Annotated in this window: 14 protein-coding genes, 4 tRNA genes and 1 pseudogene; 17 read left to right on the top strand and 2 right to left on the bottom strand. The window is 34.5% G+C overall.

The genetic code is table 11. The features are described 5' to 3' along the window. Window positions 1-141: 141 nt before the first annotated feature. Window positions 142-1,592 (bottom strand): annotated as a pseudogene (locus tag DR980_RS15725) (amino acid permease). A 255-nt stretch (window positions 1,593-1,847) separates the two neighbouring features. Between DR980_RS15725 and DR980_RS15720 the strand changes: the two are divergent. Both DR980_RS15720 and DR980_RS15715 read left to right on the top strand, forming a co-directional pair. Then, window positions 1,848-2,744 carry a ComEA family DNA-binding protein gene (locus DR980_RS15720; RefSeq protein WP_113637859.1) on the top strand — a complete coding sequence of 299 codons (897 nt, stop codon included), beginning with the start codon at window positions 1,848-1,850 and terminating at the stop codon, window positions 2,742-2,744. 164 nt (window positions 2,745-2,908) lie between these two features. Beyond that, the gene (locus DR980_RS15715) at window positions 2,909-4,078 is read left to right on the top strand and encodes an acyl-CoA dehydrogenase family protein (RefSeq protein WP_113637857.1); all 1,170 of its coding nucleotides are present in this window, start codon (window positions 2,909-2,911) and stop codon (window positions 4,076-4,078) included. Between the two features lie 156 nt (window positions 4,079-4,234). Here the strand turns inward: DR980_RS15715 and DR980_RS15710 are convergent, their stop codons facing one another. Continuing rightward, window positions 4,235-5,302: an endonuclease/exonuclease/phosphatase family protein gene (locus tag DR980_RS15710; protein WP_244199324.1), complete on the bottom strand. Its 1,068-nt coding sequence runs from the start codon at window positions 5,300-5,302 to the stop codon at window positions 4,235-4,237. A gap of 102 nt (window positions 5,303-5,404) precedes the next feature. On the opposite strand from DR980_RS15710, the gene rpsU reads away from it, so the two are divergent. The 15 genes from rpsU to rpoB all read left to right on the top strand — a co-directional run bounded on the left by rpsU (window position 5,405) and on the right by rpoB (window position 15,763). Further along, entirely contained in the window at window positions 5,405-5,599 is a 195-nt protein-coding gene (gene rpsU / locus DR980_RS15705; RefSeq protein WP_072993116.1) for a 30S ribosomal protein S21, read from the top strand. A 67-nt stretch (window positions 5,600-5,666) separates the two neighbouring features. Then, window positions 5,667-6,563 carry a tyrosine-type recombinase/integrase gene (locus DR980_RS15700; protein ID WP_113637853.1) on the top strand — a complete coding sequence of 299 codons (897 nt, stop codon included), beginning with the start codon at window positions 5,667-5,669 and terminating at the stop codon, window positions 6,561-6,563. 30 nt (window positions 6,564-6,593) lie between these two features. Then, window positions 6,594-6,896, top strand: coding sequence for a ribosome hibernation-promoting factor, HPF/YfiA family (hpf, locus tag DR980_RS15695; RefSeq protein ID WP_113637851.1), 303 nt, complete (start codon window positions 6,594-6,596; stop codon window positions 6,894-6,896). Between the two features lie 90 nt (window positions 6,897-6,986). Next, window positions 6,987-7,060 (top strand) — tRNA-Thr (locus DR980_RS15690). Between the two features lie 33 nt (window positions 7,061-7,093). Beyond that, window positions 7,094-7,174: transfer RNA gene (locus tag DR980_RS15685), tRNA-Tyr, on the top strand. Window positions 7,175-7,252: 78 nt separating this feature from the next. Then, a tRNA-Thr gene (locus DR980_RS15680) sits at window positions 7,253-7,324 on the top strand. Between the two features lie 52 nt (window positions 7,325-7,376). Then, window positions 7,377-8,564, top strand: coding sequence for an elongation factor Tu (tuf, locus tag DR980_RS15675; protein WP_113637849.1), 1,188 nt, complete (start codon window positions 7,377-7,379; stop codon window positions 8,562-8,564). 61 nt (window positions 8,565-8,625) lie between these two features. Then, window positions 8,626-8,696 (top strand) — tRNA-Trp (locus DR980_RS15670). Between the two features lie 17 nt (window positions 8,697-8,713). Continuing rightward, the gene (gene secE, locus DR980_RS15665) at window positions 8,714-8,911 is read left to right on the top strand and encodes a preprotein translocase subunit SecE (protein WP_066082297.1); all 198 of its coding nucleotides are present in this window, start codon (window positions 8,714-8,716) and stop codon (window positions 8,909-8,911) included. Window positions 8,912-8,921: 10 nt separating this feature from the next. Then, a complete protein-coding gene (gene nusG, locus DR980_RS15660; RefSeq protein WP_113637847.1) occupies window positions 8,922-9,473 on the top strand; it encodes a transcription termination/antitermination protein NusG in 552 nt (183 codons plus the stop codon). Window positions 9,474-9,541: 68 nt separating this feature from the next. Next, window positions 9,542-9,979: a 50S ribosomal protein L11 gene (gene rplK, locus DR980_RS15655; protein ID WP_035639405.1), complete on the top strand. Its 438-nt coding sequence runs from the start codon at window positions 9,542-9,544 to the stop codon at window positions 9,977-9,979. Window positions 9,980-9,992: 13 nt separating this feature from the next. Further along, window positions 9,993-10,682 carry a 50S ribosomal protein L1 gene (gene rplA, locus DR980_RS15650; protein WP_039109061.1) on the top strand — a complete coding sequence of 230 codons (690 nt, stop codon included), beginning with the start codon at window positions 9,993-9,995 and terminating at the stop codon, window positions 10,680-10,682. A gap of 22 nt (window positions 10,683-10,704) precedes the next feature. Further along, the gene (gene rplJ / locus DR980_RS15645) at window positions 10,705-11,217 is read left to right on the top strand and encodes a 50S ribosomal protein L10 (RefSeq protein WP_113637845.1); all 513 of its coding nucleotides are present in this window, start codon (window positions 10,705-10,707) and stop codon (window positions 11,215-11,217) included. An 89-nt stretch (window positions 11,218-11,306) separates the two neighbouring features. Further along, window positions 11,307-11,675, top strand: coding sequence for a 50S ribosomal protein L7/L12 (rplL, locus tag DR980_RS15640; protein WP_091202326.1), 369 nt, complete (start codon window positions 11,307-11,309; stop codon window positions 11,673-11,675). Between the two features lie 275 nt (window positions 11,676-11,950). Then, window positions 11,951-15,763, top strand: coding sequence for a DNA-directed RNA polymerase subunit beta (rpoB, locus tag DR980_RS15635; RefSeq protein ID WP_113637843.1), 3,813 nt, complete (start codon window positions 11,951-11,953; stop codon window positions 15,761-15,763). Window positions 15,764-15,992: the final 229 nt, after the last annotated feature.

Raw genomic sequence — 15,992 nt, 5'->3', positions numbered from 1 at the left:
ACTTCTTCTACACAGCGAAGTTTAAATTCATAATTGTATTTGACTTTTCTTTCCATAAAAATACCCCCAAATAGTGTCTAACTTTTTGGGGGCAGTTCAAATTGAATACTTTATAATCCCTTTTTTAATTATGATAAAAATCTATTTATCCGGATTGTTCAATTTGCTATTTTTCTTTCCGTAGATAAAATAGATAGCAACTCCTAATGCCATCCAGATAACAAGTCTTGCCCAGCTTTCATTTGGTAATGAATACATTAAAGCCAAACAAATTAAAATACCTGCAATTGGGACATAAGGAACGAATGGTGTTTTGAAAGATCTTGGAGCATCTGGCATTTTTTTACGCATTACCAAAACTCCGATACATACTAATACGAAGGCTAATAATGTTCCGATACTTACCATGTGTCCTAAATCACTTACCGGTACAAAACCAGCAAAAAGGCTTACAAATACCATGAAGAAAAGATTTGTTTTCCATGGAGTTCTGAATTTTGAGTGAATGTCACTAAAGAATGATGGTAATAAACCATCTTTACTCATTGTATAGAAAACACGACTTTGTCCCATTAACATAACCAACATTACAGAAGTATAACCAGCTAAAATTGCCACGATTAAACCAGTTTGTAAAAAAGTATATCCAGTTCTGGCAAATGCTGTTGCTGCTGGTTTAGCATCTCCTGCAAATTCATTGTAAGGTACAAGTCCAGTCATTACGTGTGCAAACAATACGTATAATATTGTACAGATTACTAATGATCCTAAAATACCAATTGGCATTCCTTTTTGTGGGTTTTTTGCTTCTTGTGCAGCTGTTGAAACAGCGTCAAAACCAATGAAAGCAAAGAAAACAGTTCCAGCTCCGGCAGCAATTCCTGACCATCCAAATTCTCCAAAAACACCTGTGTTTTCAGGGATATATGGCGTGTAATTTGCAGTGTCAATAAAGCTCCATCCTAAAACGATGAACATAATAACTACGATTACTTTTACTACAACTAAGAAGTTATTGATAGATGCAGATTCTTTTGTTCCTCTTATCAATAAAAGGGATAACATAGAAACAATGAAAATAGCAGGAAGGTTTATCATACCGCCTTCTATAATGGTTCCATCGCTTAGTTTTAAGGTTTCCCAGGGTGAACATATTAAATCATGGGGGAGGTGTATTCCGTATTTGTTTAATAATTAAGTAAATAACGGGACCAACTCACTCCAACTGTTGCGGCTCCCAATGCATATTCAAGGACTAAATCCCATCCTATAATCCAAGCCATAAATTCTCCCATTGTAGCATAGGAGTAAGTATAAGCACTACCAGCTACTGGTATCATAGATGCGAATTCAGCATAGCAAAGTCCTGCAAATGCACATCCTACAGCGGCCAAAACAAATGAAAGTGTAACAGCAGGGCCTGCATGTTCTGCAGCGGCGATACCTGTTAATGAGAATAATCCTGCTCCAATAATTGCTCCAACTCCAAGTGCTACTAATGAACGTGAAGACAAAGTTCTTTTTAATCCTTTTTCAGATTCTGATGCTTCATTTAGCAATACCGAAAGCGGTTTAGTTTTCCAAATTGACATGGGTTATATGGTTTTGTTTGTTATTAAGCTCCAAATGTATTGTTTTTTATAAAAAATAAAAACAATAATTGAATTTTAAGTTGTAAAAAGTTATGAATTGCCTTTTTTTATATTGATTACGTATATTTTTGTTGAACAGGGCTTATTGAAAATATTAATTTTCACTTGAAATATTTTTATTTGCAAAGTTATTTGTCTTAATTTTATTTCTAATTTTAGACTCATTATTTCAACGTTCAAAACCATCAGCACAACATGAGTTTCAAAACGATTCAGACTTATTTTAAGTTCACTAAGGAACAACGTAAAGGTATTTTCTTTTTGTTTCTAATTATCGTCGTTTTGCAACTGGTTTATTTTTTCGTTGATTTTAGCTCTGTGAGTAAAGAATATCCTGAAAAACAAAAATGGCTTTCTCTCCAGTCTGAAATGGATTCCCTAAAAATGGATGCTAAAAATAGCAAACCGAAAATTTATCTTTTCAATCCGAATTTTATATCGGATTATAAAGGATATAAATTAGGAATGTCCGTTCAGGAAATTGATCGTTTGCTGGCTTTTAGAAAAGAGAACAAATATGTGAATTCAGCTAAGGAATTTCAAAATGTGACCAAAGTGTCAGATTCTATATTAAATGTCATGGCTCCTTATTTTAAATTTCCGGATTGGGTAAATAATAAAAAACAGAATACTAAATTTAAAGAATATACATCGTATCAAAATCAGGCTTTCGCCAAAAAAGAAAAAATTGTTTTTATTGATATAAATGAGGCTACGAAAGAGGATTTAGTGAAAATTTATGGAATTGGCGATGCTATTTCTATTCGGATTTTAAAACAAAAAGAACTTTTGGGAGGATTTGTTTCCATGGAGCAAATGAAGGACGTATGGGGATTATCTCCCGAAGTAATCGAAAATTTGAATACCCATTTCAAAGTTTTGGCTTTACCTCGATTTAAAAAAATAGAAATCAATAACGCTTCATTGAAGGAGCTTTCGCAGTTTCATTATTTCAGATACTCGCTGGCTAAGGAAATAGTAACGTACAGGAGTATGAATGGAAATATTAAAAATATTGAGGATTTAACAAAAATTAAGGGATTTCCTGTTGATAAAGCAAATTTAATTGGCTTATATTTGGACTTTAATTAGAAGTGTCAAATTTTTGGCTATTGACTGTAATGTTCTAATGTATTTTAAAATAGATGCATTACTTTTCTATTCACTAATTATTTTAATTGTTAAAAAATAAATCTGAAACATGACTGCATCATTATGTTTCAATTAATACTATTTGTTAAAAAAATATATAATATATGAATTCAATTTATTTCACTGAAGAACACCAAGCATTTAGAGAAAGTTTAAAAGATTTTTTGCAAAAAGAAGTTGTTCCGCATATTGAAAAATGGGAAAAAACAGGTACGATAGAGCGTTTTATTTGGGAGAAATTTGGCGAGATGGGATACTTTGGTATTGCATATCCTGAGGCTTATGGCGGTCTAGATCTAGATTTATTTTACACTGTTATTTTTCTAGAAGAATTACAAAAAATTAAGTCATCAGGTTTTGCTGCTGCAATGTGGGCTCATGGATATTTAGCGATGACCCATTTGAATGCAGAAGGTGACGAAAGAATAAAACAAGACTACTTAGTGCCAAGTATCGCTGGAAAGAAAATAGGTGCTTTATGTATTTCAGAGCCTTTTGGAGGTAGTGATGTTGCGGGAATGCGCACTAATGCCGTGAAAAAAGGAGACAAATATATTATCAATGGTTCTAAAACATTTATTACAAACGGTGTTTATGCAGACTATTATATTGTTGCGGCAAAAACTAATCCTGAACTTGGTAACAAAGGGATTAGTATCTTTTTAATGGATACTGGTTTAAAAGGTATATCTGCTGTAAAGCTAGATAAATTAGGTTGGAGAGCATCAGATACAGCTGAAATAGCCTTTGATAATGTAGAAATTCCTGCTGAAAACTTAATGGGTGAAGAGGGGAAAGGATTTCCTTATATCATGCAGCATTTTGCTTTGGAGCGTTTAATTATGGCGATAAATGCACATGCTAGAGCTGAATATGCGATAGATTATACAATAGATTACATGTCGCATAGAGAAGCGTTCGGGAAAAAAATCAGCAAGTTTCAAGCACTTAGACATACACTTGTTGAGCATGCAACAGAGGTAGAGCATTGTAAAGTGTTTAACTATGCCGCAGTCGCTCGTTTAGACAAAGGTGAGTATGTTGTAAAGGAGGCAACTATGGCTAAGCTGAAATCCACAAAAGTTGCAGATGACGCTATTTACAGCTGTTTACAAATGTTAGGGGGTTATGGTTATATGGAGGAGTATCCATTAGCGCGTTTGTTTAGAGACAGTCGTTTAGGACCAATAGGCGGTGGAACTTCAGAAATTCTTAAAGAGATTTTAGGAAAAATGATTATCGATAATCAAAATTATGAGCCAGCTGTAAAATAATAGCTTACCGATAATTGATTTAGATAAAGAACTGCGAGTAATGAACAATTTCTAAATTATTTCTCTTCGGAGAGGAATTACTGAAATTAAAAAAATAGTGATTTACAGAAATTTGTTGAAAGCGCAAGCGTTTTAAGACCATAAAAAAAGCGACAATCAGTTACGATTGTCGCTTTTTTCATTTATGCCTTCTGTGATTATTTCTTGAACAATCTCGTGTTCTCCTTCTTCTAAGTTTTCTGTTAAATGTTCTTGTTCAGAAGCTTTCTTGTTGATGAAAAATTTTGCATATATCGGAAAATGATCAGATCCGAAATGTTCTAAACTTTTTAATTCATCAATAAATACATCTGATGTATGAAACATCAAGTCAATAGGAAATCGTAAAAACCAGTATTTGGTATGAAAGCTTGAAATAAATCCTCTTCCAATTCTTCCGTCTATTGTCTCGCTAGTTTTTCTAAATAAGATGGAGGATTTTGCCCAAGCCACATTGTTAAAATCCCCAACTACAACACAAGTATCAGCGTTTTGTTTTATTTTTTTTGCGATACTCAAAAGCTCTCCATCACGCTCTTTGGAATTTTCTTCCTCAGTAGGACTTGGCGGTGGTGGATGGACGGCAAAAAAAGTAAATTCAAAATTGTCTGCGGTTCGTATTTTTGCCTCAATGCTGGGCAGATCATCTGCTACAAAATAATGAACGCTGTGATTTGTTATTTTTAATTTAGAATATAAATGCATGCCATACGTATTGTCTAAGGCTACTTTGATATTGTATTTGTATTTGTGATCCAAAACTGAGAGTGCCTTTTCCCAATTTTTATCAGATTCCATGGTTAAAAAAATATCCGGATTGTATTTATTAATCAAAGCTATAAATTGTTCATATTCTTTGTTTTCTTGAAATACGTTTGCCGAAAGGACTGTAATTATTTCTGAAGAAATATCACAAGGTTCTTTTTGTATTGACTTGTGAAAAGAAGTGTACTTGTAAAGGGTTGCAAGATGGCCTGTAATGCTTATTAAAGTTAATAACTGAAGAATACGTATCAAAATATCAGATTCATCTATTAAGATAAAGCTAAAGATTAAAGTCGTAATCTGTAAAATAAGTATTTGAATTTTTCCAAACTCAAAAAACCTATAGAACCAATGTGTCAGTGGCATATAGGGTAAAATACTTGCAAAAAGAAGTAGAATAGAAATTACGATAAACCACATAAACTAGATTTTGTTGGTAAAAATAAATAAAATTATGCAAATACTTGTTAGTTCACTTTATTATCCTACTTTTGCAGTCTAAAGAAAGGGGGTGTCTATATTATGTTAATTATACCAATTAAAGACGGAGAAAATATCGATAGAGCGTTAAAACGTTACAAAAGAAAATTTGATAAAACAGGAACTGTTCGTCAACTAAGAGCACGCACTGCTTTTATTAAGCCTTCAGTAACAAATAGAATCAAAATTCAAAAAGCGGCTTATATCCAAAATATGAAAGATAACTTAGAAAGTTAGTCGATTCCATTAAATAAAATACCGTTAGTCATCAAAATTTTATAACTTTGATGCTAACGGTTTTTTTATGTCCACAAATAAAGACGCATTTAGGGATTATCTCTGCTTGGAGAAAAAATATTCTCCACATACAATAACAGCTTATTGCAATGATATTAATTCTTTTGAGTCATTCAATAAAATTCATTTTGATCAGGAAAATATCGAGCAAGTGAATTACGGCCAAATTAGAAATTGGATAGTTTCATTAGTTGATGATTCAGTGTCTAATGTTTCGGTAAATAGAAAAATTGCATCTTTAAAAGCATTTTACAAATTTCTATTAAAAACAAAGCAAATAGAAGTTAGTCCACTTTTAAAACACAAAGCACTCAAAATTCCTAAAATACTACAGATTCCTTTTTCTGAAAAGGAAATGACGGCAGTTTTGGGTCAAATGCAAAGCACGGTCGGATTTGAAGAGGTTAGAAATAAGCTCATAATTGATTTATTGTATACCACAGGAGTGCGAAGGGCGGAATTGATTCATCTAAAAATGGAAAATGTTGATTTGTCATCTAATACAATTAAGGTTTTAGGAAAACGAAATAAAGAGCGTATTCTTCCGGTGCTGCCAATAATTTCAGATCAGTTTTCTTTATACGTAAAAGAAAGAACTTCGTTGTTGTCTATAGTTGATAAGGATTATTTTTTTCTCACAAAAAAAGGGTTAAAATTAAATGAATCCTTTGTGTATCGTTTAATAAATTCTTACTTTAGTACTGTGTCGGAAAAAGTAAAAAAAAGCCCTCACATTTTGCGACATACATTTGCTACACATTTATTAAATAATGGAGCAGATTTGAATTCGGTGAAAGAATTATTGGGACATTCCAGTTTGGCATCTACTCAAATATATACGCACAACAGTTTAGCGGAACTAAAAACTATATATAAAGATGCTCATCCGCGGGGAAAGAAATGATTTAGTGTTTAACAATTAAAAAAGATGATTATGAAGGTAAGTGTTCATGCAGTTAACTTTACTGTTGACAAAAAGCTAGTAGATTTTGTTCAAGAAAGATTGGACAAGTTGGAAAAGTATTATGACAAAGTCGTGTCAGCGGATGTTTTTTTGAAAGTTGAAAAGACAAGTGATAAAGAGAATAAAATTGCAGAGGTGAAAATCAATGTTCCCGGAGATGATTTTTTAGTAAAAAAACAGTGCAAAACTTTTGAAGAAGCTGTGGGACTTTCTGCAGAATCTCTAGAACGAATGTTGGTAAAAAGAAAAGAAAAGATAAGTTCTCATATTTAATATAAATTTTTTCGAAAAAATGTTTTGATTGAGAGATAAAATCTCTACATTTGCAGTCCGTTAGAAATAGCGGACTTTTTTTATTGATTCGCCAGCGTAGCTCAGTTGGCTAGAGCAGCTGATTTGTAATCAGCAGGTCGTGGGTTCGAGTCCCTCCGCCGGCTCAAGACTGTAAAGGTTTGATAATATAAAAAGTAGGGGAGATACTCAAGCGGCCAACGAGGGCAGACTGTAAATCTGCTGTGTGAACTTCGCAGGTTCGAATCCTGCTCTCCCCACTAAGATTAATCTTAGGTTGCAATAGGTAGATTTAATAGTCTGAGCATTGTGGTTTAAGCTCTTTGATAAGGGGTTCTGCCGACTTAGCTCAGAGGTAGAGTGCTTCCTTGGTAAGGAAGAGGTCACGGGTTCAATTCCCGTAGTTGGCTCAAGTAAGTAGGAAATAAAAATTAATATATAACAAGATTAAAATTAAGTAAAATGGCAAAAGAAACCTTTAACCGTTCGAAACCACACTTAAATATTGGTACGATCGGACACGTAGATCACGGTAAAACTACTTTAACAGCAGCAATCACAAAAGTATTATCTGATGCTGGTTACTGTCAAGCAAAATCATTTGATCAAATTGATAATGCTCCTGAAGAAAAAGAAAGAGGTATTACAATTAATACATCTCACGTTGAGTATGAAACTGCTAATCGTCATTACGCTCACGTTGACTGTCCAGGTCACGCGGATTACGTAAAAAACATGGTTACAGGAGCTGCTCAAATGGATGGTGCTATTCTTGTGGTAGCTGCAACTGATGGACCAATGCCACAAACACGTGAGCATATCCTTTTAGGACGTCAGGTTGGTATTCCTAGAATGGTTGTATTCATGAATAAAGTGGATATGGTTGATGATGAGGAATTATTGGAACTTGTTGAAATGGAAATTAGAGACTTATTGTCTTTCTATGAATATGATGGTGATAATTGTCCAGTTGTTCAAGGTTCTGCTTTGGGTGGATTGAACAATGATCCAGTTTGGGTACCAAAAATTATTGAATTGATGGCTGCTGTAGATTCCTGGATCGAAGAGCCAATTCGTGATACTGAAAAACCATTCTTGATGCCGGTTGAAGATGTATTTACAATTACTGGTCGTGGAACTGTTGCTACAGGTCGTATCGAAACAGGTATTGCTAATACAGGGGATGCTGTTGAAATCATTGGTATGGGAGCTGAAAAATTAACTTCTACTATTACAGGAGTTGAGATGTTCCGTAAAATCCTAGATAGAGGTGAAGCAGGAGATAACGTAGGTTTATTGTTGCGTGGTGTTGATAAAGAATCTATCAAAAGAGGAATGGTTATCATTAAGCCAGGTTCAGTTAAACCACACGCTACTTTCAAAGCTGAGGTTTATATCTTGAAAAAAGAAGAAGGTGGTCGTCATACGCCATTCCATAATAACTACCGTCCACAGTTTTACGTTCGTACAACTGACGTAACAGGAGTTATTACTTTACCAGAAGGTGTAGAGATGGTAATGCCAGGAGATAACTTAACTATCAATGTTTCTTTGTTAAGCCCAATCGCAATGAGCGTTGGTTTACGTTTCGCTATCCGTGAAGGTGGTAGAACTGTAGGTGCTGGACAAGTAACTGAGATTGTAGGTTAATCCTAAAAATTATATAAAGCCAGTTGATTTTCATAACTGAAAAATCGCTGGCTTTTAACTAACGGGCGTAGTTCAAGGGTAGAATAGCGGTCTCCAAAACCGTTGATGGGGGTTCGAATCCCTCCGCCCGTGCAAAAAAATAAATCATAATGACAAAAGTTGTAAATTACATATCAGAAGCATTTGAGGAATTAAAGTCAAATGTAACTTGGCCAGCTTGGCCTGAGGTACAACGTCTAACGATTGTTGTTGCTGTTTTTTCAGTATTATTCGCCTTGGCAACTTGGGGAGTTGATGAAATTTTCGCAAAAGCTTTAGCTGGATTTTTTAACTGGATAAAAGCTTAATTTTTTTGTTATGGCAGATAATAGTATTAAAAAATGGTATGTCGTTAGAGCGGTAAGCGGACAAGAAAACAAAGTGAAGGCATACATCGAGACCGAAATCGCAAGGTTAGGGATGGGTGATTATGTTTCACAAGTTTTAGTTCCTACTGAGAAAGTCGTTACTGTGAAAGAAGGGAAAAAAATAATCAAAGACAAAGTTTATTTTCCTGGTTATGTTATGATTGAAGCGAATCTTATTGGTGAAATACCTCATATTATCAAGTCTATAACAAGTGTTATTGGTTTTTTAGGTGAAATAAAAGGTGGAGAGCCTGTTCCTTTGAGAATTTCAGAAGTAAACAGAATGTTAGGTAAAGTGGATGAGTTGGCTGTGAATACAGATACCCGTTCAATTCCTTTCAATATTGGAGAAACAATTAAGGTTATTGATGGACCTTTTAATGGTTTTAATGGTACTGTTGAAAAAATAAATGAAGAAAAGCGTAAACTTGAAGTAATGGTTAAGATTTTCGGAAGAAAAACACCGTTGGAGTTGAGTTTTATGCAAGTTGAAAAAGTATAATTTTTTGTTACATCTATAATATCCATTATAATCGCTTCCAATGATTGTAATGTTAAATTTTTTAAAAAATGGCTAAAGAAATTAGTAAGGTAGTTAAACTACAAGTTAAGGGAGGTGCTGCGAATCCGTCGCCACCGGTTGGACCTGCTTTAGGAGCTGCTGGGGTAAACATCATGGAATTCTGTAAGCAATTTAATGCTAGAACTCAAGATAAGCCCGGCAAAATATGCCCAGTACAAATTACTGTGTATAAAGACAAATCATTTGATTTTGTTGTAAAAACTCCTCCAGCTGCTGTCCAGTTATTGGAAGCTGCAAAGCTAAAGTCAGGATCAGGTGAACCAAATCGTAAAAAAGTAGCAAGCGTTACTTGGGACGTTATCAAAGCAATCGCTGAAGATAAAATGGTAGATTTAAATGCATTCACAATCGAATCTGCTATGAGCATGATTGCTGGAACTGCTAGGTCTATGGGTATAACTGTATCAGGAGATTCTCCTTTTTAATTAAGAGAAAGACATGGCAAAATTGACAAAAAAGCAAAAAGAGGCTGCTTCAAAAATTGAAAAGAACAAACTATATTCTCTTAAAGATGCTGCGGCATTGATAAAAGTAGTTGCTTCTGCAAAATTTGATGAGTCTGTTGATATCGCAGTACGTTTGGGTGTAGATCCAAGAAAAGCGAATCAAATGGTAAGAGGTGTGGTAACATTGCCTCATGGAACTGGTAAAGACGTTAAAGTATTGGCATTAGTTACTCCAGACAAAGAAGCGGAAGCTTTAGCAGCTGGTGCAGACTATGTAGGTCTTGACGATTATTTACAAAAAATTAAAGACGGTTGGACGGATGTTGATGTTATCATCACGATGCCTTCTGTTATGGGTAAATTAGGTCCATTAGGTCGTATATTAGGACCTAGAGGTTTAATGCCAAACCCTAAAACAGGTACTGTAACTATGGATGTTGCAAAAGCTGTTCAAGAGGTTAAAGCTGGTAAAATTGACTTTAAAGTTGATAAAACTGGTATTGTGCATGCAGGAATTGGTAAAATTTCTTTTGGTAGCGAGCAAATCGTTGACAATGCGCACGAAATTATTCAAACATTAATCAAACTTAAGCCAACTGCTGCTAAAGGAACATACATCAAAAGTATATACCTAACTAGCACTATGAGTCCTGCAATTGCATTGGACCCTAAAGCAGTATAATTGGTAGTTAAAAATTTTTAGTATGACTAGAGAAGAAAAATCAATCGCGATTGAAGTTTTAACTGCACAGTTAGCTGGTACAAACATTGTTTATGTATCTGATATTTCTGGAATGAATGCAGAAACAACTTCAAACTTGAGAAGAGCTTGCTTTAAAGCAGGTATAAAATTAGAAGTAGTTAAAAATACTTTGCTTGCAAAAGCAATGGAAGCTTCAGCTAATGATTATGGAGATTTACCTTCAGTTTTGACTGGTAATAGCGCTATATTCATTTCTGAAATAGCAAACGCTCCTGGTAAAATTATCAAAGATTTCAGAAAAAAATCAGCTAAACCTATTTTAAAGGGAGCTTATATTAACTCTGAAGTTTATATTGGAGACGATCAATTAGATGCACTAGCAACTATTAAATCTAAAGAAGAGCTTATTGGCGAACTTATTGGATTATTGCAGTCACCAGCACAAAGAGTTATTTCTGCACTTCAAAACCAATTCGCAAAAAGCGAAGAGGCTACAGAAGAAGTGGAAGCATAATAAAATAGGGTTTTACTCTAATTTTATTTAAAAAACGCGCACAATAAATAAATTATATTTTTACAAATCATTTTAAAACGATAGAAAAAATGGCAGATTTGAAACAATTCGCAGAACAATTAGTTAACCTTACAGTAAAAGAAGTTAACGAATTAGCAACAATATTAAAAGATGAGTACGGAATCGAACCAGCTGCTGCAGCTGTAGTAGTTTCAGGTGGCGGTGAAGCTGCTGCTGAAGAAGTTCAAACAGAATTTACAGTTGTATTGAAAGAAGCTGGTTCTTCTAAATTAGCAGTTGTAAAATTAGTTAAAGAACTTACAGGTTTAGGTTTGAAAGAAGCTAAAGATGTAGTTGATAGCGCACCAAGTAATGTAAAAGAAGGTGTTTCTAAAGAAGAGGCTGAAGGTCTTAAAAAATCTTTAGAAGAAGCTGGAGCTGTTGTTGAGCTTAAATAGTTAAACTCAGTTTAAAGAATAAGGTTTAGGTCTTGGGTTTAGTCACCCAATGACCTAAACCATTTTTCGTATAACAAAAGTCTAGCTTGTGTAATTGCAGTATAGTCTTTTAAATCAAATTCATTTTACCCATTACGAGGAAAAAAAATTAACAGATAATAAGAAAGTAGTTATCTTAAATTGGTTTTTAAAGATGTAATGGTTGTAAAAGAAAAGTATAAATAGTCAATATTTGTACAAAAAAATTACTTTTTTAATCAAAATTTTGTCCATTGATGATAACAAATCAGACTGAAAGATTGAATTTTGCCTCTACAAAAAACATCCCTGACTATCCAGATTTTCTAGATGTTCAGGTTAAATCGTTTAAAGATTTTTTTCAATTAGAAACTAAATCTGACGAAAGAGGCGACGAAGGGCTTTACAATACCTTCATGGAAAATTTCCCAATTACTGATACAAGAAATAACTTTGTATTGGAATTCCTTGATTACTTTGTTGATCCACCTCGTTATACAATTCAAGAATGTATAGAAAGAGGTCTAACCTATAGTGTGCCTTTAAAAGCAAGGTTAAAACTATATTGTACGGATCCAGAACATGAAGATTTTGAAACTATTGTTCAAGATGTTTATCTTGGTACAATTCCTTATATGACACCAAGTGGTACCTTTGTTATTAATGGTGCTGAGCGTGTAGTTGTTTCTCAATTACACAGATCTCCTGGTGTTTTCTTTGGTCAATCATTCCATGCAAATGGTACAAAATTATATTCTGCCAGAGTAATTCCTTTTAAAGGTTCTTGGATAGAATTCTCTACGGATATAAACAGTGTAATGTATGCTTATATCGACAGAAAGAAAAAATTACCTGTAACTACTTTATTCCGTGCTATTGGATTTGAAAGAGACAAGGATATCCTTGAGATTTTTGATCTTGCAGAGGAAATTAAAGTTTCTAAAACAGGACTTAAAAAATATATCGGTAGAAAATTAGCTGCACGTGTATTGAATACATGGCATGAAGATTTCGTAGATGAAGATACTGGCGAAGTAGTTTCTATCGAACGTAACGAAATAATCCTTGACAGAGATACTATTATCGACAAAGATAATGTGGAAGAAATCATTGATTCTAACGTTAAATCTATTTTGTTACATAAAGAAGATGCTAATCAAGGTGATTATGCTATCATTCATAATACGTTGCAAAAAGATCCAACAAACTCTGAAAAAGAGGCTGTTGAGCATATCTACAGACAATTACGTAACGCTGAACCGCCTGATGAAGAAACGGCGCGTGGTATTATTGATAAATTATTCTTTTCTGACCAACGTTACAACTTAGGTGAAGTAGGTCGTTATAGAATAAATAAAAAATTAGGGTTAGATACTCCAATGGAAAAGCAAGTCTTGACCAAAGAAGATATCATAACTATCGTGAAATATTTGATCGAATTGATCAACTCTAAAGCAGAGATTGATGATATTGATCACTTGTCAAACCGTCGTGTTAGAACAGTTGGAGAACAATTGTCTCAACAATTCGGTGTTGGTTTAGCGCGTATGGCGAGAACTATTCGTGAGAGAATGAACGTTAGAGATAACGAGGTGTTTACACCAATAGATTTGATTAATGCTAAAACATTATCGTCTGTTATCAACTCTTTCTTTGGTACAAACCAGTTGTCTCAGTTTATGGATCAAACGAATCCACTTGCCGAGATTACGCACAAGAGAAGATTATCTGCACTAGGACCAGGTGGACTTTCGAGAGAGAGAGCTGGTTTTGAGGTACGTGACGTTCACTATACGCATTACGGACGTTTATGTCCAATTGAAACTCCAGAGGGACCAAACATTGGTTTGATTTCATCTCTTGGTGTTTATGCTAAAGTAAACGGAATGGGTTTCATTGAAACACCTTACCGTAAAGTAACTAACGGAGTTGTAGATCTAGAATCTACTCCAGTTTACTTAAGTGCTGAAGAAGAAGAAGGAATGTTAATTGCGCAAGCAAACATTCAAATGGATGCTACTGGTAAAATTACTGCCGAAGACGTAATTGCACGTCAAGAAGGTGATTTCCCGGTAATTGAACCATCAAAAGTAGATTATACAGATGTTGCTCCTAACCAAATTGCTTCGATTTCTGCATCTTTGATTCCTTTCTTGGAACATGATGATGCGAATAGAGCCTTGATGGGATCTAACATGATGCGTCAGGCCGTACCATTAATTCGTCCTGAAGCTCCTATTGTTGGAACTGGTTTAGAGCGTCAAGTAGCTTCTGATTCTAGAGTATTGATTAATGCTGAAGGAGATGGAGTTATAGAATATGTAGATGCAAATATCATCACTATCAAATACGATCGTTCTGAAGAAGAAAGAATGGTAAGTTTTGAGCCAGATGAAAAAACATACAATCTAATTAAATTTAGAAAAACCAATCAAGGTACAAGTATCAACCTTAAACCTATCGTAAGAAAAGGGGATAGAGTGGTTCCTGGACAAGTATTATCTGAAGGTTATGCGACTCAAAATGGTGAATTAGCTTTAGGTAGAAACCTAAAAGTTGCATTTATGCCATGGAAGGGATACAACTTCGAGGATGCGATTGTAATTTCTGAAAAAGTAGTTCGTGACGATATTTTCACCTCTATTCACGTTGATGATTATTCATTAGAAGTTAGAGATACTAAATTAGGTAACGAAGAATTAACGAACGATATACCAAACGTTTCTGAAGAAGCTACTAAAGATTTAGATGAAAATGGTATGATTAGAATTGGAGCTGAAGTTAAACCTGGCGACATTCTTATCGGAAAAATTACTCCAAAAGGAGAATCAGATCCTACTCCGGAAGAGAAATTGCTTCGTGCAATCTTTGGGGATAAAGCAGGTGATGTAAAAGATGCTTCATTAAAAGCGTCTCCTTCTTTACATGGTGTTGTTTTAGACAAAAAATTGTTCGCAAGAGCAGTAAAAGATAAACGTAAACGTACTCAAGATAAAGATGCTTTAGGAGCACTTGAAATGGAGTTTGAAGTTAAATTTGTTGAATTAAAAGACAAATTAGTAGAAAAACTTTTCTTGATCGTAAACGGAAAAACATCTCAAGGTGTAATGAATGATTTGGGTGAGGAAGTTTTACCAAAAGGTAAAAAATACACACAAAAAATGCTTTATGCTGTTGAAGATTTTGCTCACTTAAGTAAAGGTCAATGGGTTGCTGATGATGCAGCTAATAAAATGGTTAATGATTTGATTCATAACTATAAAATTAAATTGAACGATTTACAAGGTGCATTACGTAGAGAGAAATTCACTATTACTGTTGGAGATGAATTGCCAGCGGGAATCTTGAAATTAGCGAAAGTATATATTGCCAAAAAACGTAAATTGAAAGTTGGGGATAAAATGGCGGGACGTCACGGTAACAAAGGTATTGTTGCTCGTATCGTTCGTCATGAAGATATGCCTTTCCTTGAAGACGGAACACCAGTTGATATTGTGTTGAATCCATTAGGTGTACCTTCACGTATGAACATTGGTCAAATTTATGAAACGGTACTTGGTTGGGCTGGAATGAACTTGGGTAGAAAATTTGCTACACCAATTTTTGACGGAGCAACATTGGATCAAATCAATGAATTGACTGACGAAGCTGGAATACCACGTTTTGGACATACACATTTATATGATGGTGGTACAGGAGAGCGTTTCCATCAAGCGGCAACAGTAGGTGTTATCTACATGTTGAAACTTGGACACATGGTTGACGATAAAATGCACGCACGTTCTATAGGTCCATACTCGTTGATTACTCAACAACCACTTGGAGGTAAAGCTCAATTTGGAGGTCAGCGTTTTGGAGAGATGGAGGTTTGGGCACTTGAAGCTTATGGAGCATCAAGTACACTTAGAGAAATCTTGACTGTGAAGTCTGATGATGTTATTGGTAGAGCAAAAACTTACGAAGCTATCGTAAAAGGTGAATCTATGCCAGAACCAGGATTACCTGAATCATTCAATGTATTGATGCATGAATTGAAAGGTCTTGGACTTGACATTCGTTTAGAAGAATAAAAAAAGTTTACAGTATTCAGTTTTCAGGTAGCAATACCTGAAAACTGATTACTCATTTATAAGAGTTTTTAGGATTTAGACCCGTAACCCGTTCCGATTTTTTATAAAATCGCAAAAGATTTTATAACTAGCACTTCAAATATTTGTTGAAGTTTAGAGAAGTAATCCGAGGTAATCTTTTAGTCGCAAGTCAAATGTCATAAAGTTTTAAAGTCTCGTATGACTTTCG

The organism is Flavobacterium psychrolimnae (assembly GCF_003312425.1).
Lineage (GTDB): Bacteria > Bacteroidota > Bacteroidia > Flavobacteriales > Flavobacteriaceae > Flavobacterium > Flavobacterium psychrolimnae.
The sequence above is the reverse complement of the archived record's forward strand: the minus strand, read 5'-3'. Positions and strand labels throughout refer to the sequence as shown.